Source organism: Bradyrhizobium sp. LM2.9 (assembly GCF_054056555.1).
The window spans coordinates 846,472-869,532 of sequence record NZ_JBSRYJ010000002.1 but is presented as its reverse complement, the minus strand read 5'-3'; the positions used below and the strand labels follow the sequence as shown (position 1 = coordinate 869,532).

The 23,061-nt window shown below is 64.8% G+C and carries 18 protein-coding genes and 3 pseudogenes; 10 read left to right on the top strand and 11 right to left on the bottom strand.

From position 1 onward, the window contains the following. The first annotated feature begins 155 nt into the window (after positions 1-155). Positions 156-451, top strand: a pseudogene (locus ACVWW3_RS05555) (GIY-YIG nuclease family protein). A 128-nt stretch (positions 452-579) separates the two neighbouring features. Here ACVWW3_RS05555 and ACVWW3_RS05550 read toward each other — a convergent pair. From ACVWW3_RS05550 to ACVWW3_RS05530, 5 genes and pseudogenes are all read right to left on the bottom strand, one after another. Further along, positions 580-972 (bottom strand): hypothetical protein, encoded by a 393-nt coding sequence (locus ACVWW3_RS05550; protein ID WP_456672455.1) that lies wholly within the window; start codon positions 970-972, stop codon positions 580-582. Positions 973-1,031: 59 nt separating this feature from the next. Continuing rightward, positions 1,032-1,253 (bottom strand): annotated as a pseudogene (locus ACVWW3_RS05545) (TIGR03809 family protein); the annotation flags it as partial. Positions 1,254-1,722: 469 nt separating this feature from the next. Continuing rightward, positions 1,723-3,435, bottom strand: a complete 1,713-nt coding sequence (locus tag ACVWW3_RS05540; RefSeq protein ID WP_456671897.1) for a S8 family serine peptidase — start codon at positions 3,433-3,435, stop codon at positions 1,723-1,725. A gap of 16 nt (positions 3,436-3,451) precedes the next feature. Beyond that, positions 3,452-4,147: a hypothetical protein gene (locus tag ACVWW3_RS05535; RefSeq protein WP_456650675.1), complete on the bottom strand. Its 696-nt coding sequence runs from the start codon at positions 4,145-4,147 to the stop codon at positions 3,452-3,454. After that, complete coding sequence (locus ACVWW3_RS05530; RefSeq protein ID WP_247349887.1) at positions 4,144-4,713, bottom strand: sigma-70 family RNA polymerase sigma factor; 570 nt, start codon at positions 4,711-4,713, stop codon at positions 4,144-4,146. The genes ACVWW3_RS05535 and ACVWW3_RS05530 overlap by 4 nt, the downstream gene beginning before the upstream one ends. 436 nt (positions 4,714-5,149) lie before the next feature. Here ACVWW3_RS05530 and ACVWW3_RS05525 point away from each other — a divergent pair, with 436 nt between their 5' ends. Beyond that, positions 5,150-6,307 carry a GGDEF domain-containing protein gene (locus tag ACVWW3_RS05525; protein WP_456650676.1) on the top strand — a complete coding sequence of 386 codons (1,158 nt, stop codon included), beginning with the start codon at positions 5,150-5,152 and terminating at the stop codon, positions 6,305-6,307. 63 nt (positions 6,308-6,370) lie between these two features. After that, positions 6,371-7,474 (top strand): DUF2336 domain-containing protein, encoded by a 1,104-nt coding sequence (locus ACVWW3_RS05520; protein ID WP_247447789.1) that lies wholly within the window; start codon positions 6,371-6,373, stop codon positions 7,472-7,474. Positions 7,475-7,484: 10 nt separating this feature from the next. On the opposite strand, the gene ACVWW3_RS05515 is transcribed toward ACVWW3_RS05520, so the two are convergent. Both ACVWW3_RS05515 and ACVWW3_RS05510 read right to left on the bottom strand, forming a co-directional pair. Beyond that, positions 7,485-8,123, bottom strand: a complete 639-nt coding sequence (locus ACVWW3_RS05515; RefSeq protein WP_247349884.1) for an NrsF family protein — start codon at positions 8,121-8,123, stop codon at positions 7,485-7,487. Between the two features lie 2 nt (positions 8,124-8,125). Beyond that, positions 8,126-8,671, bottom strand: coding sequence for a sigma-70 family RNA polymerase sigma factor (locus ACVWW3_RS05510; RefSeq protein ID WP_456650677.1), 546 nt, complete (start codon positions 8,669-8,671; stop codon positions 8,126-8,128). Positions 8,672-8,958: 287 nt separating this feature from the next. Here ACVWW3_RS05510 and ACVWW3_RS05505 point away from each other — a divergent pair, with 287 nt between their 5' ends. Then, a complete protein-coding gene (locus ACVWW3_RS05505; protein WP_456650678.1) occupies positions 8,959-9,624 on the top strand; it encodes a hypothetical protein in 666 nt (221 codons plus the stop codon). A 145-nt stretch (positions 9,625-9,769) separates the two neighbouring features. Next, entirely contained in the window at positions 9,770-10,549 is a 780-nt protein-coding gene (locus tag ACVWW3_RS05500) for an enoyl-CoA hydratase (RefSeq protein WP_456650679.1), read from the top strand. A 4-nt stretch (positions 10,550-10,553) separates the two neighbouring features. On the opposite strand, the pseudogene ACVWW3_RS05495 reads toward ACVWW3_RS05500, so the two are convergent. Further along, positions 10,554-12,414, bottom strand: a pseudogene (locus ACVWW3_RS05495) (acetyl-CoA hydrolase/transferase C-terminal domain-containing protein). Between the two features lie 221 nt (positions 12,415-12,635). On the opposite strand from ACVWW3_RS05495, the gene ACVWW3_RS05490 reads away from it, so the two are divergent. The 3 genes from ACVWW3_RS05490 to ACVWW3_RS05480 are packed head-to-tail and all read left to right on the top strand — an operon-like array spanning position 12,636 to position 15,658. Beyond that, positions 12,636-14,066 (top strand): TolC family outer membrane protein, encoded by a 1,431-nt coding sequence (locus ACVWW3_RS05490; RefSeq protein ID WP_247447794.1) that lies wholly within the window; start codon positions 12,636-12,638, stop codon positions 14,064-14,066. Between the two features lie 25 nt (positions 14,067-14,091). After that, on the top strand, positions 14,092-14,649 hold the full coding sequence (locus ACVWW3_RS05485; RefSeq protein ID WP_456650680.1) for a hypothetical protein: 558 nt from the start codon (positions 14,092-14,094) through the stop codon (positions 14,647-14,649). 46 nt (positions 14,650-14,695) lie between these two features. After that, a complete protein-coding gene (locus ACVWW3_RS05480; RefSeq protein WP_456650681.1) occupies positions 14,696-15,658 on the top strand; it encodes an amidohydrolase family protein in 963 nt (320 codons plus the stop codon). A gap of 72 nt (positions 15,659-15,730) precedes the next feature. Here ACVWW3_RS05480 and ACVWW3_RS05475 read toward each other — a convergent pair whose 3' ends face one another. From ACVWW3_RS05475 to ACVWW3_RS05465, 3 genes are all read right to left on the bottom strand, one after another. Beyond that, complete coding sequence (locus ACVWW3_RS05475; protein ID WP_456671896.1) at positions 15,731-18,847, bottom strand: efflux RND transporter permease subunit; 3,117 nt, start codon at positions 18,845-18,847, stop codon at positions 15,731-15,733. A 29-nt stretch (positions 18,848-18,876) separates the two neighbouring features. Continuing rightward, positions 18,877-20,121, bottom strand: coding sequence for an efflux RND transporter periplasmic adaptor subunit (locus tag ACVWW3_RS05470; RefSeq protein ID WP_456650682.1), 1,245 nt, complete (start codon positions 20,119-20,121; stop codon positions 18,877-18,879). Between the two features lie 156 nt (positions 20,122-20,277). Then, a complete protein-coding gene (locus tag ACVWW3_RS05465) occupies positions 20,278-21,690 on the bottom strand; it encodes a CoA transferase (protein ID WP_456650683.1) in 1,413 nt (470 codons plus the stop codon). Between the two features lie 51 nt (positions 21,691-21,741). Here ACVWW3_RS05465 and ACVWW3_RS05460 point away from each other — a divergent pair, with 51 nt between their 5' ends. Both ACVWW3_RS05460 and ACVWW3_RS05455 read left to right on the top strand, forming a co-directional pair. Beyond that, complete coding sequence (locus ACVWW3_RS05460; protein WP_456650684.1) at positions 21,742-22,029, top strand: hypothetical protein; 288 nt, start codon at positions 21,742-21,744, stop codon at positions 22,027-22,029. A gap of 176 nt (positions 22,030-22,205) precedes the next feature. Further along, positions 22,206-22,976, top strand: coding sequence for an SDR family NAD(P)-dependent oxidoreductase (locus tag ACVWW3_RS05455; RefSeq protein ID WP_456650685.1), 771 nt, complete (start codon positions 22,206-22,208; stop codon positions 22,974-22,976). The last annotated feature ends 85 nt before the right edge of the window (positions 22,977-23,061 follow it).

The window sequence follows — 23,061 nt, the reverse complement described above, 5'->3', positions numbered from 1 at the left end:
CCGCGTTGCGTCCCATGCCTCGCGCCTCAGGATGACGGGGTAAAAACGGAGCGCTGGGTCTTGATGCAATGTTGACAACAAACACGCGGCCGTCATCCTGAGGTGTGAGCCGTGCGGTGCGAAGCGCCGCGCGGGGAGCCTCGAAGGAGGACGTTGTGGGCATCTATGTCTACATGCTGCGATGTGCGGATGGCTCGTTCTACATTGGCAGCGCCACCGGCGACGCGTCGACGGGCACAATGCCGGCGCCTATCAGGGGTACACCTACTCGAGACGACCTGTCGTCCTGGTGTGGTCGGAGTATTTCGATCGGATCACTGACGGGATTGCCGCTGAGCGGCAGCTCAAAGGATGGAGCCGCGCCAAGAAGGAAGCGCTTATTCGATCGGATTGGAGATCGGTGAGCCAGCTTGCGCGACGGCGCGCGGGAGCGCCTAGGCCCCCGACGTAAGCGTCGATGCGGTCGGCAGACGGGCCGTGCATCCTTCGAGGCTCTCCATGGGCCGCGTTGCGTCCCATGCCTCGCGCCTCAGGATGACGGGGTTGGAGACATTGCGACGGCACTCTTGAACGTTCGCCTTAGAACGCGTTCCTCAGCAGCGGATACTTCGCCTCCAGGCCGTCGAGGCTGAAGGTGAACTCAACGAGGCGCTCAGGGGCTGCGACAATTTCGGTGGCGGGCGGAGAGAACTGCGGCAGAAGCGCCGCCATCGCAGCAGGCGCCCTGGGCGCTGCCATCGCGGCCGGTATCTTGGGTCCTGTCATCGCGACGGGCGCGGTAGGCGGCGCCATGGCAGCGGGCACTTTGAGCGGTGCCATCGCTGCAGGCGCGGCAAGCGGCACGATCGGGGCTTCGGTGATTTCGGCGAGAACGTCCGGTGTCGGATCGAGCCCAACCGGCACGGCGGTCTCGGGAGCGATGTGCACGGCCTTCGGCTGCATGACCTGCGCCTGTTGCTCGCGCGGGAGCATGCGGGGCATCGTCGCGGGCGACCAGCCGAATGCGGGCGACACGCTGGCGGCCGCCGTGGCGACATCAGCGCCCGTGGCGAGAGCGCGCGCCAGGTCTGAACGGCGCGCTTGGCCTCCTGGATGTTTTCGAGGAATGCGATCTCGGAGTGATAGCGGCGCCAGCGCCCGGTCTCGAACATTTCGGAGAGATGCACCAGCCGCTGCTCGGCGAGAGTGCACCAGCGTGCCGCAATGTCGCGGCCAATAGCCACGTCGCGAACAGCCTCTTGGCGATGTGTCATAACCCAGCCCGTCAGGAGAAAAATACGGACGCGACGCAACGCAGACGAATCAATCTAGACGCGACATGAATATTTTGTGGAAAAGTTCCGACTTGTCCAGCAACGACAGCCTTTTCGTCGTCAAACTCCGTAGTCGTGCGGAGATTCAAGGGGTTTTCGAGTCAAGCTTCGCACAAGCATGGCGCGCCTGCGGAGCGATGCCGATGACCGAGTCGCGATCTCTCAACCAGAAGCTGGTCTCGCGGAGGGCTTCAAGAAATCGGATGCCCCAAAAGAAAAGACCCGTCCGGGGGGACAACCGGACGGGTCGAGCCATATGGGCGCTTGGGGTGGATGGGCGCTCGCGCCTAATATGACTTATGGGGAGGGATGACCGCTCCCACATAATTTGGTCGTGGCAGCGGGCCGAACGTTCAATGCGGCGTTTGATTTTTCGACCTTCGCACCGCGCGCAAAGTTGTCGCAGCCGCTATCGCGTCGCCGGCCTATCCGCCTGAGAAACCGTGGCTTTATCGCCGGTGCTCGACAACGAGGGTTGCTCTATTGCGCGGAGGCCAGGCTCGTCGCGACGCTTCTCGATATCTTCACGTTTTGTTGTACCGGACGCAGCCGCAACCGGCGTCGCGCCGTTGGCGGGAACGGTCATGACCGCGGCAAACGCATCGGTCTCGCCATCGCCGAAAAGATCGTCACGCCCGGGTGCACCGAGGTCGCGCGCTGTCTTCGCCAGCGTCATGCGCAGCGCTTCCGGCTTCAAGGCGTAGTTGCGCTCGAGCAGCAGCGCCGCGACGCCGGAGACATAGGCGGCCGAGAACGAGGTGCCCGACGTCATCTGATATTTGCCGTCAGGCGCCGGCAGGAAGATGTCGACACCGGGTGCCGCGACCGCGATGTAATTGCCACGGTTGGAGGCGGTGAACAGCCGGTCCTGCTGGTCGGTCGCGCTGACTGCGATCACGTTGGGATTGGCCGCCGGATAGAGCGGCGGCGACTTCGCGCCGGCATTGCCGGCAGCCGCGATCAGCACCAGGCCACGCGCGGCGGTCGCCGCGATGGCCCGCTCGATCACCGCGTCTTTGGGACCGGCAAAGCTCATGTTGACGATCTGCGCGCCGTGCTCGGCGGCATAGTTCAGCGAGCGCAGGATGATGTAGGACGAGCTCTCGGCCCCGCCGGTGGTGCCGCCGAAAGCGCGGATGGCGATGATGCGCGCCTCGGGCGCGCTGCCCATCAGCTTGGCATGCGCCACGATGGCGCCGGCAACGCCGGTGCCGTGAACATGCGGGGCCTCGGCGCTGCCGAGCGCGTCGAAATTTTCGGCAATGGAATTGGCAAGTTCCGGATGTTGGGCGTCGATGCCGGAATCGATCACGGCAACAGTCACGTTGGCGCCATGCGCCAGCGCATGTGCCTGCGGCAGGCGGAGCTTGGCCAACGCATATTGCGCGGGATCTCCCTCGCTCGGCACCGACGATTTCTGGTCCTGGAGTACGTAGCGGAAGTTCGGCTGGACCGAGCGCACGCTGCCGTCGGCGGCGAATTCGCGCCGCACGGTCTCGTAAACGCGGCGGTCGGTGATGCGGAACAGTCCGAAGGTTGCCCCGATCAGCGGAAAATTCTCGGAGGACACGCGTGTCAGGCCATGGCGGCGCGCGAGCTCGTCGGCCTCGGCCAACGACAGCGCCCCATCGATCTCGGCGACGAATTGGTCGGCGAAGGTGCGCAAGTCCACGGCGGCCGGCGTGTTGTTGCCGCGCGCCTTGCCGGCAGTCTTCTTGCCCGATTTGCCCGCGCCGTCGCCGCCTGCGCTCGGCTGCGCCAGGCACTCGCCGCTGGCGTCGCGATAGGGCGCGGTACAGGCGGGATAGAGGTTCGGGGAGTAGCGCGCATAAGGCAGCACCGGCGTCGGTGCCATCCGCGCCGAAATCCTCGATGTCACAATCGGGCCGGGGCCGGGGCCGCGGCCGACGACCACCGCTCTGGCGGCAACACCCGGACTGACGCGCGCGGCGATGCCGGGAGAAATGGTCGGCATGCGCGAGGGGACGCTGATCGTCGGCGTGCGCATGATCGCCTGCGCCTGCGCAACCTCGACGCCGAGACAGGCGGCGAGCAGCAGCGTAGCTCCGACCGACGAAGCGTAGGCCCCGGCGCGTAACCTGCTCTCGGACTTGCGCATCATCGGTTCAGCGGCGCGTCTAGGGTGCCGCGACGGCCAAATTGACGAACTTCTCGCGCTGCATCTTGCCGAGCAGCGAGGTGAGTTCGTCCTGGCTCATCGCCTTGTCGAACTGGAGGCGGAACATGCCGCCCTTGGCATCACCGATGATCGAAGCCTGGTAGCTGTCGAGCAATGTCGTGATGTCGGCGACGCGCGCCTCGGGTGTGAAGCGCACCAGCGCGCGCGACGGCGCGGCAGTCGCACCGAGTTCGCGCGTGATCGGCGCGCTGGTCGAGAGCGAAGCAGTCTGGAAGGTCGCAGTCTGGTTCTTCGTCAGCACGGCGCCGATGATTCCGGCTTGCAGCACCAGCGCCATGGCGCCGAGGCTCGCCGACCAGGCCAGCGTACGCGGCGACAGGCTCGCAAGGAAGGTGGCGATGCGCGCCGACAGCGGCAGCGAACCGGCGGCCCGCGCCGGCTCGGCGTCGATGGCGGCGAACAGCTTCTGCATCGCGCGCGCCGACGGAGCACCCAGGCTCTCATTCAGATGAATGGTCTCTTCGTACTCGCCGCGGATCGCCGCATATTGCCTGGCGAGGTCGGGATCGCTCGCAAGCGCTTCCTCGACGCGGCGGGCGTCGCGCGCGTTCAGCGTGCCGGCGGCGTGCCACGGCAGCAGCATCTCGATCTCACTGGGTTCTCGCTCCAGCATCTTCTTGCTCAATGCCATCATGGCCAGCCTCGCTCAATGCCGGCTGCCTTCAGCAGTTCGGCCAATTTCTTGCGCGCATAGAACAAGCGCGTCTTCACAGTGTTCTCCGGGATGCCAACGATTTCGGCCACCTCTTCCACGGACTTCTCGTGGTAGTAGACGAGATCGACGATTTCCCGATGGTCCGGCGAGAGGCCCGTCAGACACTCCCGCAACGCTTCACTGGTATCCTTCTTCTGCACCACCGTTTCCGGATTGTCGGACGTGTCCTCGATCGCGTTCGCGGCGTCGTCGTCCAACTCAAAATCCTTTCTGCGCCGGAGCGCAGACAGGGCCTTGAATCGGGTGATTGCCAGCAGCCAGGTGGAAACGGCGGATCGGCCCTCGAACTTGCCGGCTTGACGCCAGACGTCGAGAAACACCTCACTGATGAGGTCTTCCGCCGCCTGCTCGTCCCGCACGAGCCGGAGACCGAAACGATACACCCTGACATGGTGCCGCCCGTACAGCACCTGCATGGCGAGCCGGTCGCCTTGAGCGATCCTGGCGATCAGGACCTCGTCCGAAGCCGCCTGTGTCACGCTCAACGGCCGTCTCGCAAGGTTGGTCGGGTCGATGCGGCAGACGGTTCGACGGGAGGGACGAAATTCTTCAGTCTACCGCAGTCATACGGGGGGCTGTGTGATCTACCCCACATGCGCGAAATTTCCTTTTGCCACCCGCGGCTGGCCGCCTCGCTCAATAACGGTAACATAGTAATGAAGCACTTTCCTGCGCAACGCCGTCCCAATTTGGACAGCACGACATGGCTGGAACCATAGCAGCCTTGCACGACGTATGTCTTCCGAAGCCATGCTTTGGCTCGACCGCATCGCACACGATCCCTAATCGACGACAAATCCTCGGCCGGTCGCGACCGTCCTCCGCTCCCGCGCTGGGCAGTGCGGATTCGGTTTCGGAGGATACCAAACCTAAAGGCTTGCCATGTAGATTTTTGGGCTGACAACTACCATTGGCGGGACCATGAGCACGGCCGCGACGTCCTTTCCCGAGAGGAATGCCGCTGAGGTCGCGGATCTCGTCCTCGTGCCCGATGCAGCTGCGCCCCAGGTGCGGGCGCGCCGGGCGCGGCAGCGCCGCCAGATGTATATCGGCCAAGTCGCCAGCTACTCGCTCGGCGCCTTCGTCCTGCTGCTCTACGGCTACGACGGCGCCGTTGCGATGAACGTTCCATCGTTGTTCTGGGTCGGCGGTCTCTCGATCATCGGCATCTTCGTCGTGATGTCGGAAGCGGGCGTGGGCGACAGGCAAACCGACCACTATCTCACCGTGTTCCAGATCTCGGCGCATATGGCGCTGCAATTCGTGTTCCTGCTGTCGGTGCCGACCATTGGCGTCGCCTTCCTCAGCGTGCTGTTCCTGATTTTCGCCTTCGGCACGCTGCGCATGACCTCGGCCCAGGCGATGCTGACCTGGGCAATCGCGACCGCCGGCCTCGCCGCCGTCTTCCTCGCCTCCGACCTGCCGATCGGCATGCCCGTTGCTACGCGGCTCCAGCGGACCGCCTCGATGCTCTGCTTCGTGCTGGTGATCGGCCAGTGCGCCTTCCTCGGCCTGTTCGGCGCCACGCTCCGCAAGATCCTGTACCGGCGCAGCATCGAGCTGAAGGCCGCCTATCAGCGCATCGAGGAACTGGCCGAGCTCGACGAGCTCACCGGCTCCTACAACCGCCGCTGCATCATGCGGCTTCTCGACGCCGAGATCGAAAAATCGCGGCAGACGTCGACCCCTTGCGCGATCGCACTGATCGATCTCGACTGGTTCAAGCGCATCAACGACGCCCACGGCCATCCCGTCGGCGACGAGGTGCTGCGCACCTTCGCGATCACCATTTTCGCCAATATCCGCCCGGCCGACTGCTTCGGCCGATACGGCGGCGAGGAATTTTTGCTGCTGCTGCCGGGAACGGATGGCGCGGCGGCGTCGCGCATGCTCGATCGGCTGCGCGGCATCGTCGCAGATCTGGACTGGAGCGCATTCTCCCTGGGCATGCGCGTGACCATTTCCGCGGGCGTCGTGACGCTCCGCGACTTTGATACTGCCGACACGTTTCTCGTGCGCGCCGACAGCGCGCTCTATTCCGCCAAGGCACAAGGGCGCAACCGCATCGCAACGAGCTGACCAATCCATTTTTTCCCGGCGCGACAGAAGCAATCGCCGGGCCGAACGCTCCAGGACAGGGCAATGAGATCGAAATCCCCAAAATCATCCGAGAATTTGCTCGAGGAACTGCAAGCTGCGCTCTCGCACGGCACAGTTGCGCGCCGGGTCGAGACGCTGCGCCGCGTCACTGATCTCTTCATCGGTAATGCGGTGGACTATTCAGACGACCACGTCCGCGTGTTCGACGACATATTCCAATGCCTGATCGAGCAGATCGAGACGTCTGCCAGGGCGCTGCTCGCCGACCGCCTCGCACCGATCGCGACTGCGCCGCCGAAGATCATCCGCACGCTCGCGCTCGACGAGGTGATCGAGGTCTCCGGCCCCGTGCTGTCGAAATCGGAACGGCTGGACGAAGCGACCCTGATCGAGATCGCGCGCACCAGAGGGCAGGCGCATCTCAAGGCGATCTCGCTGCGGCGGGTGCTGTCGGAAGCACTGACCGACGTGCTGGTGACCCGCGGCGACGAGGGCGTGGTGCAATCGACCGTTAGCAATCCGGGCGCGCGGCTCTCCGAGGGAAGTTTCACCGACCTCGTCACCCGCGCCGAACGCGACGATGATCTCGCCACTTGCATCGGCTTGCGACCCGATTTGCCGCGCCATCACTATCTGAAGCTGATTGCGAAGGCCTCCTTGAGCGTGCGCAGGAAGCTGGAAGCCGCGCATCCGGATCTCGCAGACGAAGTCTCCAGCGTGGTCCAGGAAGCGGCCCAGCGGGTCCGCGCCGCCGCCATGACCCGACAGACCGAAATGGCGCGCGCGCTGGTGAAGTCGCTGCACGAGGACGGCCGCCTCACCGAATTCCAGGTCGCCGCCTTCGCAGAGCAAGGCAAGTTCGACGAGACCAATGCGGGGCTCGCGGCGCTTGCGGGCGTCGCGGTCGAGACCGCCGAGACCATGATGATCGAAAGCCGGACCGAGGGCGTGATGATCCTCGCCAAGGTCGCGGCCATGCAATGGTCGAGCGTGCGCGCGATCATCGCCCTGCGCGAGAAGCTCTCAGGCGGCTCGCAGACCGACATGCTGACGCTGCGCGACGCTTACGAAGCCCTGCGCGGCTCGACCGCGCAGCAGGTGCTGCGCTTCCACCGCATGCAGCAGGGCCCGACGCCGGCGGCCTGAGGCCGGCGAGCTAATAGCGCAGAACCCTCGCCCCCACCAGCGCGCCGATCGCGGTCACCAGCGCGGTCGCGAGCGTGTACCAGGTCGCGACGAAGAGCGGAGAATCGTCGGTGCAGTGCGAGGCGTACAGCGTCGCGGCGAGCCCGGCCGACACCAGGCCGGCGAGCGCACCGGCGAGCGCGGGATGCGACGGCGCGCCGTGGCGCAGGCCGAACAGCGCCCCCGCAAGCAGCGGCAGCGACATCGCTGGGATTGCGAACAGACACACCCTGGAGTTCTTGCCCATCAATCGCATCGTCATCGGCATGGCCGGCGCCATCATCGCCTCACTGCCGATCGCCACCGCAAGCAGCCCGACGGGAAGCAGCAGCAACCAGCCCCAACCACGCAGCAACGCTTCGGGGCGCGACAGATGCAGGCTGACGATGATCGCGGGGATCGCGAGCGACAGCGTGACCGCGAACTTCATGTCGAAGAACGGGTTGTGCATCGCGCTCATCACGTCGTGACGTACGCCGAGAAATGTCGCGAAGATCAGGATCGACAGAGGCGCGGCGACCAGCAGCGCCATGGTCAGCATCGCGCCGACGCGCGGCGCGCGATGGGCGTTATCGGCCGCGAGCGAGCGAATGAGTTGATCGGTATCCATGACTAGTGGTCCCGCAGTTTGGCAGTCAGCGCCGCAAGTCCGCGATGCAGCGCGACCCGCACCGCGCCCTCGCTCATCGAATATTTCGCCGCCGTGTCCTTGATCGAGGTGCTGTCGACCGCGATCGACTGCAACACGTCGCGCTGGCGTTGCGGCAGCGTGTCGAGCTGGCTGGCGACCTCGCCCGCCGAGGCCGTCTCCTGCGGCACCTCGCCCGGCAGAGTCTCGGCGAAATCGTCGATGTTGACGAAAATTCGCCTGCCCCGCCGCCGCAGCATGTCGATCAGCTTGTTGCGGCCGATCGCAAACAGCCACGGGGCGAAGGGGGCCTCGCTGTCCCAGGTGTGCCGCTTCAAATGCACCGCCAACAAAATCTCCTGCACGATATCCTCGGCCTGGTCGGGAGGCTGCCCAGCCCGCGCCAGGCCGCGCCTGGCGGCAGCGCGCAGTACAGGCGTGACCGCCCTCAACAGGCGATGATACGCCGCGTCATCGCCTGCCATGGCCGACCGCATCAGGCCGGTCCACTCGTCCTCACGTCCGCGCACGCGCGCCCTCACCATGCAATTCGGCCGTTCTTTCAATTTGTTACGGCGGCACCTTTGAGATCACGAACTCGTGATCTGTGCTGGGCCACGCGACCGATATGGCCGTAAAATCTGGGACGGCTCATAACACCGATCGGTGCTGTCCGCACCCGGCCGGTCGCGAGGGGCCTAGTTTGCCCCGCTTTTGCCCCGTGTAGCCCGAAGATTCCCATTTTTTGCCGCGCTGTCGTCACGCCCCGGGGTCTCTGTTCGCTTCCGGGACGGGCGAAATTGGGGAGATCGTCAACATGAAGAAAGCCAGCGGGCGCGCGGCCCTGATTCTCCTGGCCGGGCTTTTCTTGCTGTTCGGGGGCATTGCACAGGCGGCACCGAGTTCAGCCGCAAGCAGCAAACCGGACAGCGCAGGCAACCAGGCGGACGCAGTCAAGCCGAGCAAGCAGCGGCGCCAGACGTCGCGCCATCGCGACACCACCAAGACGGCGCAGAAATCCGGCGACAAGGCCGACAAGAAGGACGCCGCGGCAACGCCCGACGATGCGAAGGCCGACAATAGCAACGTTCCGGCCTCGCGGCAGATGTCGCCGGAAGTCGCCAACGCCAATGCGCAGCTCGCCGCCGCCGATACGCCGACCGCGGCTGCGGCCTCCGCAATGACGGGCCGCGCCAACGACAACGTCCAGGCAGCGGCCGATAATACCGCCGCCCCGAACGCCGAGAGCCAGGTCGTCGCACCCGATCAGCTCAACGACATCGACCGCGCCTTGCAACAGGACAACCCGCCGGCGCAAAAGGCGGTGATTGCCGCAACCGATGCGCAGCCCCGACCGGCGCCGGTGATGGCAAGCAGCCAGCAGAGCTCGGCCTGGGACCAGAGCTCCCTGATCGGCAAGATCTTCATCGGCGTCGGCACACTGCTGACGCTGGCTTCCGCCGCGCGCATGTTCATGGCTTGAATCCAGCCTGATTGCCGGCCCGCGGGACCTCGTCCGGAACGCGCATCTCGGCGTGTTCCGGACGACTTTTCCAACATCTTTGGCCCTTGAAGCCCACCGCGCCAGCGGGCACATTGCCCGCTCAATCAAAAAGCGTGGGTGGAGCATGAGCACGTTCGAACACATCATCGTCGAAAGAAAAGGCGCGGTCGGCATCGTCAAGCTGAACCGGCCGAAGCTGCTCAACGCGCTCTCCTTCGGCGTCTTCCGCGAGATTGCCGCGGCAGTCGACGACCTCGAAACCGATGACGCCATCGGCTGTATCGTCGTGACCGGCAGCGAGAAGGCGTTTGCCGCCGGCGCGGACATCAAAGAGATGCAGCCGAAAGGCTTCATCGACATGTTTTCCGAGGATTTTGCCGCGATCGGCGGCGACCGCCTCGCACGCTGCCGCAAGCCGACGATCGCCGCGGTCGCGGGCTATGCGCTCGGCGGCGGCTGCGAGCTCGCCATGATGTGCGACTTCATCATCGCCGCCGACACCGCGAAATTTGGCCAGCCCGAAATCACGCTCGGCACCATCCCCGGCATCGGCGGAACCCAGCGCCTGACCCGTGCGATCGGCAAGTCCAAGGCGATGGACCTTTGCCTCACCGGCCGCATGATGGATGCAGCCGAAGCCGAGCGCAGCGGCCTCGTCAGCCGCATCGTGCCGCCCGACAAGCTGATGGACGAGGTGATGGCTGCGGCCGAGAAGATCGCCGCGATGTCGCGGCCCGCGGTCGCGATGGCCAAGGAAGCGGTCAACCGCGCCTTCGAGACCACGCTCGCCGAGGGCATGAGCGTGGAGCGCAACCTGTTCCACTCGACCTTCGCGCTGGAGGACCGCTCCGAGGGCATGGCGGCGTTCATCGAGAAGCGCAAGCCGGTGAACAAGAACCGGTAGGCGGCTACGTCTCGCGGCTCTGTGCGAGGGCCGCGCTGACGAGCGCGCGATATCCACGCTCGGCCCAGGTCGCGGGACGATCAAGACCGAGGCGTGCGAGACACGCCTCATCGGCACCGTCGGGCGTTCGTATCAATCCCTGCCACAGCAAGCTCGCCAACGCCTGCGGCGAGCGTTGCGCGCCTTGCAGCATCTCCAACGCCGGGATGAGGCGCTGTTCCACCTCAGTGAAATCACAGCCGAACGGGAACGACGGCAGCAGGCCGGCATCGCGCGCGGGCTCGAGCGCGCTCGTGATCCGTTCTGGATGGTTTTCGCGGTGGGCCGCCGGTATCTCATAGCCGCGCGGCAATTTGCCGGCGTCCTTCGCGACCCGCACCAACTCGCCCTGGAAGCGCGAATCCGCGATCGCCAGCATCCCCGCGATGACGTCGGCATCCGACTTCCCCCTGAGATCGGCAACGCCGTATTCGGTGACGAAGATATCCCGCAGGTGCCGGGGAAATGGTCTCGTGCCCATAGCGCCAGAGAATGTTGGATTTGAGCGAACGGCCCGCCTGGCGCGTCGCCTCGAGCGTCAGGACCGATCGCGCCCCTTCGAGCGCAAAAGCCTGCGCCACAAAATTGTATTGCCCACCGACGCCGCTCACCACCTGCCCGTTGTCGAGGCCGTCGGAGACGGCCGCGCCCAAGAGCGTGGCCATCATCGTGTTGTTGATGAAGCGCGCATCGATCCGCGCCCGGCGCTTCCGTTCCTCCTCGCCGTAGAGTTCGTTGGTGAACGACACCGGCATCATCTGGATGCTCGCGATCTGGTCAGGCGACATCTCGCGCAACGCACGATAGAAAGATTTCGGTCCGAGGAAGAAGGCGCCGTGCAGCACCACCCCGTCAACGGCACGCTTGAGGATGCCGGCATCGATCAAGCCGATGAAGGCTTCGGTCAGCATTTCGCTGACGCCATAAAGCCCTACCTCGAAGGCTCCGGCTTCCTGCGCGACAGACAGTCGTGCGGGTGACAGCCGAGCCACGATTTTTTGAAAGGCTGCGCTGTCGCGATGGCGCAGGATCAGACCCTGCGCCAGTGCATCGCCGATCTGTCCGATGCCGATCTGAAGCGTGCCACCATCGCGTACCAGCGATGCCGCATTCAGTCCGATCGCGTATTTGACGTTGGAGATCGGCTCCGACGGCGGCGCAAAGAGCGGAAAGTCGGTCGCAGCGCTCTCCAGCACGGCGCTGAATTCATCGGCCGGAAGGTCGCCCGCGCCCGGCATGAACGGCAGTTCGGAATTCACCTGTGCGATCAGCTTGAACGATGCACGCCCGGCGCGGCGTTCACGCAGCACGTCGAGCGTCGTGTCAGTGTTGCAAGACAGGCTGTAGCGCGGCACCCCGTCGACGACGCGCTTGGCCACCAGTTGCGTCACCACATTGAGCCCGCGCGCCAGCAGATAGCTTGCCGCATGGGTATAGTTGGCCGAGATGTAATTCTGCTGCGCGGCCGGCACGTGCAGCCAGCGTCCCGCCAGAAAGAAGAATTCAACGACTTCGACGTTGGGCGGCAACCGGCTTTCGCGCAGCGCATCGGCATAGGCAAGATCGGGATAGCCGCCGAACAATCGGTCGATCACGGGCGCGATGAACCGGTGCTCGATCAAGCCCTTCGGTCTCGGCTTTTCCAACGTCAGCGCCGAGAGCAGTGTCAACTTGATGTCAGGATCGGCACAGGCACGCGCATAGAGAGCGTTGACCACATGATTGGCCTTGCCGAGGCCGAGCGGCAGTCCGACCACCAAATCGGTTCCGACAGCGCGAACGATCTCCTCCGCGAGAGCATCGGAATCGGAGAAGAGCTTCGGCATCATCCGAGGGGTCCGGACTACATGACAGGCACCTGACGGATTGGAAGCCGCCAAGCTCCCTATAACGCATCCTGGAGGGGATTGGTGTGTGACGCACCTGCAACAAGCACGGAATACATGGGGGTTTTCCCCGCGGCAGTTTGCCTGCGGGACGTCGGCTGGTTAAACAGTTAAGAGAGCCGCCGTCGGCGGGGGCGGACAGCCGGGATTTGCGGGATTACATGATTGGGCGTGCCGCCAGAGTTGGTCGCGTGATGACGCGGCATCGATCGGGCGTGGCTCCTGTGCTCGCGACATGGACCACGCTGGCGCTCTGTTGCGCCCTGCCCTCCGCCGCATGGGCGGAAGCCCTGCCGGAGGCGCTCGCCAAGGCCTATCAGACCAACCCGCAGCTCAATGCCGAGCGCGCGCGTCAGCGCGCCACCGACGAGAACGTGCCGCAGGCGCTCGCCGGCTATCGGCCGCAGATCGTGGCAAGCCTCAGCGCCGGCCTGCAATCGGTGCGCAATCTGCTGCCCGACAACACCATCCAAACCGCCAATCTGAAGCCGTGGATCATCGGCGTCACTGTGACGCAGACCCTGTTCAACGGTTTCCGCACCGCGAACAACGTGCGCGCCGCAGAACTTCAGGTGCAGTCGGGCCGCGAGGCACTGCGCAATGTCGGCCAGGGCGTGCTGCTCGACGCGGTCACCGCCTACACCAACGTGCTCGCCAACCAGTCGCTGGTCGAGGCGCAGCGCTCCAACGTCTCGTTCCTGCGCGAAACGCTCGCCGTCACCCAGCGCCGCCTCAACGCCGGCGATGTCACGCCGACCGACAGCGCCCAGGCCGAGGCGCGGCTCAACCGCGGGCTTTCCGATCTCAACGCCGCCGAAGTCGCGCTGGCGGTGAGCCAGGCGATCTACGCGCAGGTGATCGGCAATGCACCGTCGCAGCTTCGAGCCGCCGAAGTCGTCGACCGCTATCTGCCGAAGAGCCGCGAAGACTCGCTGATGATGGCGATCCGTCAGCACCCGGCGGTGATGGCGGCGGGCTTCGACGTCGATGTCGCCTCCACCAACATCCGCGTCGCAGAAGGCGCGCTGCTGCCGAGCGCGAGCATCCAGGGCAGCGCCAGCCGGAGCCGCAACAACGACCCGACGCTCGGCACCTTTGCCGAGGACCAGGCCTCGATCGTCGCCAACGTCACTGCGCCGATCTACGACGGCGGCCAGGCTGCCGCGCAGACCCGGCAGGCCAAGGAGATCACGGCGCAGAGCCGGCTCGTGCTCGATCAGGTGCGCAACCAGGCGCGCACCGCGGCGACCAGCGCCTGGGTTGCCAACGAAGGCGCCAAGATCGCGGTGTCCGCTTCCGAGTCCGAGGTGAAGGCGGCAACCGTCGCACTCCAGGGCGTGCAGCGCGAGGCCGCCGGCGGACAGCGCACGACGGTCGACGTGCTGAACTCGCAGGCCGATTTGATCCAGGCCAAGGCCCGCCTGATCGGCGCCAGCCGCGACCGCGTGATCGCCTCCTACACGCTGCTCAGCGCCGTCGGCCATCTCGACGTCAAGACCTTGAGCCTGAACACGCCGGACTATCTGCCCGAGGTGCACTACCAACAGGTCCGCGACGCCTGGCACGGCCTGCGCACGCCGTCTGGGCAATAATTCCAAATCGTCTGGGGTGGTGCCGATGAAGAGCCGCCGCATCCATCTGATGGGAGCTTCAGGCTCCGGCGTGACGACGATCGGCCGCGCGCTCGCCGGCCGGCTTGCGCTACCGCATCACGACAGCGATGATTATTTCTGGCTGCCGACCGCGCCGCCCTACCAGACCACGCGCCCCGCCGCCGAGCGTCTGCGCCTGATGCGCGAAATGTTTCTGCCGCGTCTCGATTGGGTGCTGAGCGGAACCGTCACCGGCTGGGGCGAGGAGCTTGTCCCGCTTTTCGATCTGGTCGTCTTCGTGAGCACGCCGCGCGAAATCCGGCTGACGCGATTGCGCGCCCGCGAAGCCGCCCATTTCGGCGCTGACGCTGTCGTGCCAGGCGGCTGGCGCCATGATGAGACTGAATCTTTTGTCGAATGGGCATCGCACTACGAAGCCGGAGATCGCGAAGGCCGCAGTCTTGCAAAGGATGAAGCGTGGCTCGCGGGCCTGCCCTCCCCGGTGGTGCGCGTTGACGGCTCACGCCCGCTTGCGAGCCTCGTCGAGCAGATATGCAGCGAAGCGGAGCAGCTTCCAGACTGATGTGATAGTGTCACTACCTCCAAATAGCAAAGCGGGGAGAGAAACCATGCTCAGCCGACGTAGCGTCCTGCTTGCCTCCCTTGCCGCCGGAGTTGCCATGTCCAACAAAGCCCACGCCCGTGCGGCACAGCCCGCGACACCGGTCAACTTCGACGTTCCGCTGCGTGCCTGCGACTGCCACACCCATATCCACGGCGATCCCGAAAAGTTTCCGTTCTTCGCTGGACGTGTCTACACGCCCGAACTGGCATCTCCGGAGGAGATGGCCGCGCTGCACAAGTCGCTGCATATAGAACGCGTGGTGATTGTCACCCCAAGTGTCTACGGAACCGACAATTCGTCGACCCTGTTCGGCATGAAAGCACGCGGCGCCAATGCTCGCGGCGTGGCCGTGATCGACGACAAGACGCCGGAGAGCGCGCTGGACGCGATGCATCAGGACGGCTTCCGCGGCGTCCGCCTCAATCTCGCGACCGGCGGCGTCAACGACCCCAATGTCGGCCGACCGCGCTTCACCGCCGCAGTCGAGCGCATGAAGGCGCGCGGCTGGCACGTGCAGCTTTACACCACGCTGCCGATGATCTCGGCGATCAAGGACCTCGTCGAGACGGCGCCGGTGCCTGTCGTGTTCGACCATTTCGGCGGCCTCGAAGCCTCGCGCGGCCTGGAGCAGCCGGGCTTCTCCGATCTCGTCGCGCTGGTGAAGTCGGGCAAGGCCTATGTCAAGATTTCGGGCGCCTATCGCTCGTCAACGCTCGCGCCCGATTACAAGGACATTGTGCCGTTCGCGCAGGCGCTGATCACCGCGAACGCGGACCGCATCGTCTGGGGCACCGACTGGCCGCATCCGGATTCGAGCCGCGTCGAGGGACGCAAGCCAACCGACGTCGCGCCGCTCTACCAGATCGACGACGGGCGTCTCCTCAATCAGCTTCCGGTGTGGGCACCGGACGCGGATGTGCGCAAGAAAATCCTGGTCGACAATCCGGCGCGGCTCTACGGATTTTGATTCGCCACACTGGTTGAGACTTCGCCGCGCGGACATGGCCGCGAAGCGGAACGCGATTCCAGCTCGAACAGGTTAGCGTGCGCGGCGGGAGAAGAAGGAGATCAGCACCGGCAACGTCACCAGGATCACGATCGGCGCCAGCATCATGCCAGTGACGACGACGACCGCGAGCGGCTTCTGCACCTGCGAGCCGATGCCTCCAGACAGCGCAGCCGGCAGCAGACCGACGCCCGCGACCACGCAGGTCATCAGCACGGGTCGGAGCTGCAATTCGCCGGTGCGGATCACCGCGCTCATGCGGTCCATGCCTTCGTCGATCAACTGGTTGAACTGCGACAGGATGATGATGCCGTCCATCACGGCGATGCCGAACAGCGCGATGAAGCCGATGGCCGCGGAGACACTGAAGGCGGTGCCGGTGATCAAGAGACCGAGCACGCCGCCGAAGATCGCCATCGGGATCACGCTCATGGCGAGTAGCGTGTCGGTCATCGAGCCGAAATTGAACCAGAGCAGGACGCCGATCAGCGCGAGCGAGATCGGCACCACGATCGACAATCGCCGGATCGCGTCCTGGAGATTGCCGAATTCGCCGACCCAGTCCATGTGCGCGCCGGGCGGCAGCTGCACCTGATCGGCGATCTTCTGCTGCGCCTCGCGGATCGCGCTGCCGAGGTCGCGCTCACGCACCGAGAACTTGATCGGCAGATAGCGTTCCTGCTGTTCGCGATAAATGTAGGCCGCGCCCGAGACGAGGCTGATGGTGGCGACCTCGCTCAGGGGTATCTGCGCGACGGTGCCGTTCGGCCCGGGGGCGCCGATCCGCAAATTCTGAATCGCTTCGGCGCTCCTGCGGAATTCCGGCGCAAGGCGAACGATGATCGGAAAGTGGCGGTCGCTTCCGGCCTCGTAGATGTCGCCGGCGGTGTCGCCGCCGATCGCGACCTTGATGGTGGCGTTGATGTCGCCCGGTGCAAGGCCATAGCGCGCAGCCTTGGCACGGTTGATGTCGATCTGGATGGTCGGCTGCCCGAGCGAGGTGAACACCGCAAGGTCGGTGATCCCCTGCACGGTGGCCAGCACCGACTTGATCTTGTTGGCGGTGTCGGTCAGCGCCTGGAGATCGCTGCCGAACAGCTTGATCGAGTTCTCGCCCTTCACGCCCGAGACGGCTTCGGAGACGTTGTCCTGGAGATATTGCGAGAAATTGAACTCGACGCCGGGGAAACGATCGTCGAGCTGCTTGAGCAGTTGCGCGGTCAACTCTTCCTTGTCGCGGGTGCCGGGCCATTGGCTGGCCGGCTTGAGCGGCGCGAAGAACTCGGCGTTGAAGAAGCCGGCGGCGTCGGTGCCGTCATCGGGGCGGCCGTGCTGCGACACCACGGATTCCACTTCAGGCCGCGCGCGGATCACCTTGCGCATCTCGTTGACGTAGGAGTTGCCTTCCTGGAGCGAGATGGTCGGCGGCAGCGTCGCACGGATCCAGAGATTGCCCTCCTCCAGCTTCGGAAGGAATTCGAGGCCGAGCAACCGGCTGAGCGCAACCGTCATCAGCACGAGGCCGAGCGCGCCACCGAGCATGATGCCGCGGTTGGCGACCGCCCAATTCAGCAATGGCATGTAGAGCCGGTGCAGGATCCGCATCACCCTGGTCTCGGTCTCCCTGACATGAGCCGGCAGGATGATCGCGGACAGCGCTGGCGTCACCGTGAACGTCGCAAGGAGGCCGCCGGCAAGCGCGTAGGCATAGGTGCGCGCCATCGGCCCGAAGATGTTGCCCTCGACGCCGGAGAGCGTGAACAGCGGCAGGAAGGCCGCGATGATGATCGCCGCCGCAAAGAAGATCGAACGCGAGACGTCGGCCGCCGCGCTGAGGATGGCGTGGCTTTTCATGCCGAACAGCGTCTCGGACGACATCTGCTCGGATTCCGACATCGGTGTCGTCTGCGTCAGGCGCCGGAAGATCGCCTCCACCATGATGACGGTGGCATCGACGATCAGGCCGAAATCGATCGCACCGACCGACAGCAGGTTCGCCGATTCCCCGCGCAGCACCAGGATGATCACGGCAAAGAACAACGCGAACGGAATCGTGGCGCCCACGATCAGCGCACTGCGGAGATCGCCGAGGAAGATCCACTGCAGCAGCACGATCAGCAGAATACCGACCACCATGTTGTGCAGCACGGTGTGGGTGGTGAGCTCAATCAGATCGCCGCGGTCGTAGATGCGCTCGATGCGCACGCCCGGCGGCAGAATGCTGGAGTCGTTGATGGTTTGAACGAGCTGGTGGACGCGCTTGATGGTTGGCGAGCTCTGCTCGCCGCGGCGCATCAGGACGATGCCTTGCACGATGTCGTCGGAATCGTCGAGGCCGGCAATGCCGAGACGAGGCTTCTGGCCGACGGTGACGGTGGCGACGTCCTTGACCAGCACCGGGTTGCCGTTGGTCTGTGCCACCATGGTGTTGGCGAGGTCGTCGATCGAGCGGATCAGGCCGACGCCGCGCACCACGGCCGATTGCTGACCGATATTGACGGTGTTGCCACCGACATTGACGTTGGAATTGCCGACCGCCTGAAGCAATTGCGGCAGCGTCAGGCCGTTGGCGACCAGCTTGTTGAAGTCGACCTGGAGCTCGTAAGTCTTGCTCTTGCCGCCCCAGCCGGTGACGTCAATCACACCAGGCACGGCACGGAAGCGGCGCTGGAGGATCCAGTCCTGGATGGTCTTGAGGTCGAGCACGCTGTAGTTCGGCGGACCGACGAGACGGTAGCGGAAGATTTCGCCAATTGGGCTGAGCGGCGAGATCTGCGGCTGCACGTTGCCGGGTAGTGGCGCGAGCTGCGCCAGGCGGTTCAAGACCTGCTGCAGCGCCTCGTCATAGGTGTAGGCGAAGGAAAATTGCAGTTTGACGTCGGAGAGGCCGTAGAGCGAGATGGTGCGAATGGTCGTCAGGTTCTTCAGACCGGCGACCTGGGTCTCGATCGGAATCGTGATGTAGCGCTCGATCTCCTCCGCCGACAGGCCCGGGCTCTGCGTCACGATGTCGACCATCGGCGGGGTCGGATCGGGGTAGGCCTCGATGTTGAGCTGGTTGAACGCAATGAGGCCACCGAAGAGCACGGCGACGAACATGCCGACCATCAGGAAGCGCCGATTGACGGCAAGGGCGACGAGGCGATCCATTCAGGTCTTCAATTTTCTTGGGTCGTCGATCAGCTGCCGGACGCCGCGCGGTCGATGAACAGGCTGCCTTTGGTGACGACCTGCTCGCCGGGCTTCAGATTGCTGGTGACCTCGACGAGGTTACCATTGATGAGGCCGATCTTGATCTCACGCAGCTCGACCGACTTGTCCTCGCGTGCAACCCAGAGGCGGACCTTGTCGGCTTCATAGATCAAGGCCTGCTTCGGTACCGCCGGCGCGGCGCGGTCGCCGGCCGAATAGATCGTGACGTTGGCGAACATCTCCGGCTTGAGCAGGCCGTCCTTGTTCTCGATGGTGGCGCGGACCAGCAGACGGCGGGTGTTGGCGTCGATCGCAGCGGCGACGTAGTTGATTTTCGCAGTCAGCGGACGACCCGGCAGCGCCATCACGTTGACGGTGATGTCCTGCCCGATGCACACGGCAGCCGCGTCACTCTCGCGCACGAAGGCGGTGAGCCAGACCGTGGAGAGGTCGCCGACGACGAACACCGGATCGCTGGCGCCGGAATTGACGTACTGGCCGGGACCGATCTTACGCTGCACGACCGTGCCCGCGATCGGCGAATAGATCGTGACTTCCGGATTGATGACGCCCTTGTCCTGGAACGCCTTGATGGTCTCGTCGGTGAAGCCGAGGATGCGCAGCTTGTTGCGCGCGGCCTCCAGCGCCGTCGCCGAGGAGCGCATGTCGTTCTGCGCCTGAACCTGGGTCGCTTCAGCCTGCTGATAGTCCTTCAGCGGGATGGCATGCCCCTCGTAGAGGTCCTTGGCGCGCTTGAACTGGATGTCGGCAAGATCGATCGCCGACTTCGCCTTGTTCTGCGAAGTCATCGCCGCGATGAAATCGTTCTGGGCCTGCACAGTGTCGGCGGCCTCGATTGTGAACAGCGGTTGACCTTGCTTCAGCATCTCGCCCGGTTTGGCGAGCAGCTTGGTCACCCGCCCCGCATAGGGCGAGAACACCGGCGTCGAACGGTCCTCGTCGACCGCGACCTTGCCCTCGGTGACATATTCGGCCCGGAAGGTCTTGGCCTTGACCGGCTCGATCGTCAGCGTCGCCCATTCCGACGGCGTCGGTGTGAAGTTCTGCGCATTCCTGCGCGACTGGCTGGAGATCTCGGAGTGGCTCTTGTCCTTGGCTCCCGCATAGAGGAAGCCGTAGGCCCCGGCACCGGCAAGAGCTAGTAAAACTACGGATGTGATCACCCGCTGTTTTGTAAGCACCTGCAATCGCTTGGTATTTCCAACTACCATGGGGCTCGGTCATGTCTGCGATGATACCGGCGGATGCCTGCCTCATCGGTCGCGCTAATAGTGCCGAATTGTGATTTCAAACAACCTAAAAAACGCGGCGCGCCTTTCGGTTTGCGTTAAAACTCTGCAACATGTCAGGTCCAAGTAAGCTCGGTGTCAGTTTCGTGCCGGCCATTGTGCGGGATGACTGCCAAGCGGCATCGCCGGACGGCTCCATTGCACGGGCGTCTTCGACAGCAGTGCTGAATGACGCACCGCCTTCAACGTGCCGAAACCAGATGGCATGCTCTCGATGAATGCAGCATGTACGGCCTCGCCCGTAATATCCGGGGTGTTCAGGCCACCTGCGAGCCGTCCGAGATTCCACAGCCAGCGTCCGGTCTGCGCCAGCGACACGCGCACGTGCCAGCTGCCGCCTTCGCGGGCCTGGCGCGCCCTAGCCATCATCGCGCCGAACGCCATCAGATAACCGGTGGCGTGGTCGAGCATCTGTGCCGGCAATTCCTTCGGCCCGTCGAGGCCGGCGGCCTGTCCCTCGGCATGGTTGAAGCCGGTCGTGGTCTGCACCAGCGAATCGAAGCCGCGCCGCTCCGCCCAGGGACCGGAATGGCCGTAGGCCGACAGCGTCACGGAGACGATGCCGGGATTGATTTTCGCTGCGTCCTCCGGCGTAAAGCCGAGAGCCGCAAGCGCGCGCGGGCGATAGCCTTGCGAGAAGATGTCTGCGTCCTTCAACAGCGCGCGCATCTGCGCCCTGCCCGTCTCGCTCTTCAACTCGATGAAGGTGGTGAGCTTGCCGCGGCCGGTGTCGATGGTGAGCCACGGGATGGCCGGCAGCTCGGGGCCTGATACGAGCAGAACATCCGCGCCGTGCGCGGCGAGCGTGCGGCCGGCCACGGGGCCCGCGATGACGCGGGAGAGATCGAGCACGCGCAGGCCTGCGAGCGGACGATCGCCGTTCGACAATCCTTGCGGCCACGGCTTTGGCGGAGCCTCGCCGATCTTCTCGATCGAGACCAGCGGCAATTCGGCGAGCGCGCGGGCCTGCGGCAGCGCCGACCATTCGTCGTAGGAGCGCATGAGGGCAACGACGCCGCCCGCAGCATAGGCCGCAGCCTCAAAATCCTCGCCCTTCCATTGCATCAACGCGGCCTGCACCTTCTCGCGCTCGGGTTCGCAAGCGAGCACCTTGCAGACGGCATCGCGATGATGCGGGAAATTGGTATGGCAGCGGACGAAGCGGTTGTCGCCGGTCCTGTAGACGCCGGCGATGGCGTCCCAGGCGGGTGGCGGCGGCTTGTCGTCGACGCGTAAATAGCGTTCGGAGCGGCATTCGGCGACAGCGTGGCGCATGTCGATGGAGACATCCTGCACCTCGCCGCTGCGCAATCTCCAGATTTCGGCGGCGGCGAGGCCGGCGGCGGCGATCGTGGTTTGTCCAGCGACGGCGACGCGAAATGAGGACGGGATTTGCGGCTCTTCGCCCGTCAGCCGCACGCGCGCGAGCGCGGCGGCGTCGCCGCCGGCGGAAGTCCAGATATCGCTGAGAATGCCGGCAGGGCTTTGCATGGCCGCTTCTCTCCCTTAGCTTTGCGACCTCCATTAACACAAAGGAACGCAATGGCCGCTATCGATCCCCTCACCGCAGGCGCCGTGTTCATCGCAACGGCGGCCACGGACGCTGTCTATGTCATGTTCACCTCGGCCGTGATCGCGCGCAAGCGCGTGCCGGCGGCGAACTGGAGCGCGGTCTGGTACCTGCTCTCCTCCTATGCGGTGATCAGCTACACGGAAAACGCTTTCTATGTGGCTTTCGCCGCAATCGGCTCCTGGGCCGGCGCCTACGTCTCGTTGACTTTCCTGCACCGCCCGTCCGGCGGCCCGCCGGTGGGGGCGGCACCGGAGTGAGGGCCCGCCTCTCTCCAATTCGTCATTGCGAGGAGCCCTTGCAACGAAGCAATCCAGACTGTTTCCGCGGATGCATCTCTGGATTGCTTCGCTGCGCTCGCAATGACGGATTGGAGAGTTCAGCATATCCTCCGAAACAGCTACAATACCCTGCATCAACAAGAAGGAGCCAAACAATGGATCTCGGTCTCAAAGGCAAGAACGCCGTCGTGCTCGGCGGCACGCGCGGCATCGGGCGGGCAATTGCGGCGACGCTGGCCGGCGAAGGCACCAATGTCGCGGTGTGTGCACGCAACGCCGATCAGGTTGCCGCCACCGTCACGGAGTTGAAGGCCAGCGGGATCCGCGCGACCGGCGGCCCCGTCGACGTCACCGACGGCACGGCACTGAAATCCTGGATCGAGAATGCTGCAAAGGAGCTTGGCGGCATCGACATGCTGTTCTCTAACGCGGGGGCGATGGCGCAAGGCCATGATGCCGCATCGTGGGAGCAGAATTTTCGGCTCGACCTGCTCGGCGCCGTCCATGCGTTCGACGCCGCGCGGCCGTTTCTCGAGGCCGGCGGTGAGAAGAGTGGCGACGCCGCCTTCGTCATCATCTCCTCGATCTCAGCGGCACAGGCCGATCTCGCCAGCTCCTACGGCCCGATCAAGGCGGCACTGATCCACATGGCCAAGGGGCTGGCGCGGCAATACGCAAAGAAGAAGATCCGCGTCAACGTGGTCTCGCCCGGCACCGTCTATTTCAAGGGCGGCGTCTGGAACATGATCGAACAGAACATGCCAAAACGCTACGAAGATGCGATGAGCCGCAATCCGACCGGCCGCATGGCGACCCCGCAGGAAATCGCGAGCGCGGCGGTGTTCTTGGCAAGCCCGGTGTCGGCGTTTACCACAGGCTCCAATCTGGTGGTGGACGGCGCGATTTCGAACCGGGTGAATTTTTAGCAGTTCCTCATCCTGAGGAGCCGCGCTTACGCGGCGTCTCGAAGGATGAAGGCCCCGCTGGTGGCCACGTGCTTCGAGACGGCCG

What these genes read in the sequence shown, in the direction of transcription:
- ACVWW3_RS05550 (WP_456672455.1), bottom strand. Translation starts at nt 972, where the DNA reads ATGCTCCCGCGCGAGCAACAGGCGCAGGTCATGCAGCCGAAGGCCGTG.
- ACVWW3_RS05540 (WP_456671897.1), bottom strand. Translation starts at nt 3,435, where the DNA reads ATGATGCGCAAGTCCGAGAGCAGGTTACGCGCCGGGGCCTACGCTTCG.
- ACVWW3_RS05535 (WP_456650675.1), bottom strand. Translation starts at nt 4,147, where the DNA reads ATGATGGCATTGAGCAAGAAGATGCTGGAGCGAGAACCCAGTGAGATC.
- ACVWW3_RS05525 (WP_456650676.1), top strand. Translation starts at nt 5,150, where the DNA reads ATGAGCACGGCCGCGACGTCCTTTCCCGAGAGGAATGCCGCTGAGGTC.
- ACVWW3_RS05520 (WP_247447789.1), top strand. Translation starts at nt 6,371, where the DNA reads ATGAGATCGAAATCCCCAAAATCATCCGAGAATTTGCTCGAGGAACTG.
- ACVWW3_RS05515 (WP_247349884.1), bottom strand. Translation starts at nt 8,123, where the DNA reads ATGGATACCGATCAACTCATTCGCTCGCTCGCGGCCGATAACGCCCAT.
- ACVWW3_RS05505 (WP_456650678.1), top strand. Translation starts at nt 8,959, where the DNA reads ATGAAGAAAGCCAGCGGGCGCGCGGCCCTGATTCTCCTGGCCGGGCTT.
- ACVWW3_RS05500 (WP_456650679.1), top strand. Translation starts at nt 9,770, where the DNA reads ATGAGCACGTTCGAACACATCATCGTCGAAAGAAAAGGCGCGGTCGGC.
- ACVWW3_RS05490 (WP_247447794.1), top strand. Translation starts at nt 12,636, where the DNA reads ATGATTGGGCGTGCCGCCAGAGTTGGTCGCGTGATGACGCGGCATCGA.
- ACVWW3_RS05485 (WP_456650680.1), top strand. Translation starts at nt 14,092, where the DNA reads ATGAAGAGCCGCCGCATCCATCTGATGGGAGCTTCAGGCTCCGGCGTG.
- ACVWW3_RS05480 (WP_456650681.1), top strand. Translation starts at nt 14,696, where the DNA reads ATGCTCAGCCGACGTAGCGTCCTGCTTGCCTCCCTTGCCGCCGGAGTT.
- ACVWW3_RS05475 (WP_456671896.1), bottom strand. Translation starts at nt 18,847, where the DNA reads ATGGATCGCCTCGTCGCCCTTGCCGTCAATCGGCGCTTCCTGATGGTC.
- ACVWW3_RS05470 (WP_456650682.1), bottom strand. Translation starts at nt 20,121, where the DNA reads ATGGTAGTTGGAAATACCAAGCGATTGCAGGTGCTTACAAAACAGCGG.
- ACVWW3_RS05465 (WP_456650683.1), bottom strand. Translation starts at nt 21,690, where the DNA reads ATGCAAAGCCCTGCCGGCATTCTCAGCGATATCTGGACTTCCGCCGGC.
- ACVWW3_RS05460 (WP_456650684.1), top strand. Translation starts at nt 21,742, where the DNA reads ATGGCCGCTATCGATCCCCTCACCGCAGGCGCCGTGTTCATCGCAACG.
- ACVWW3_RS05455 (WP_456650685.1), top strand. Translation starts at nt 22,206, where the DNA reads ATGGATCTCGGTCTCAAAGGCAAGAACGCCGTCGTGCTCGGCGGCACG.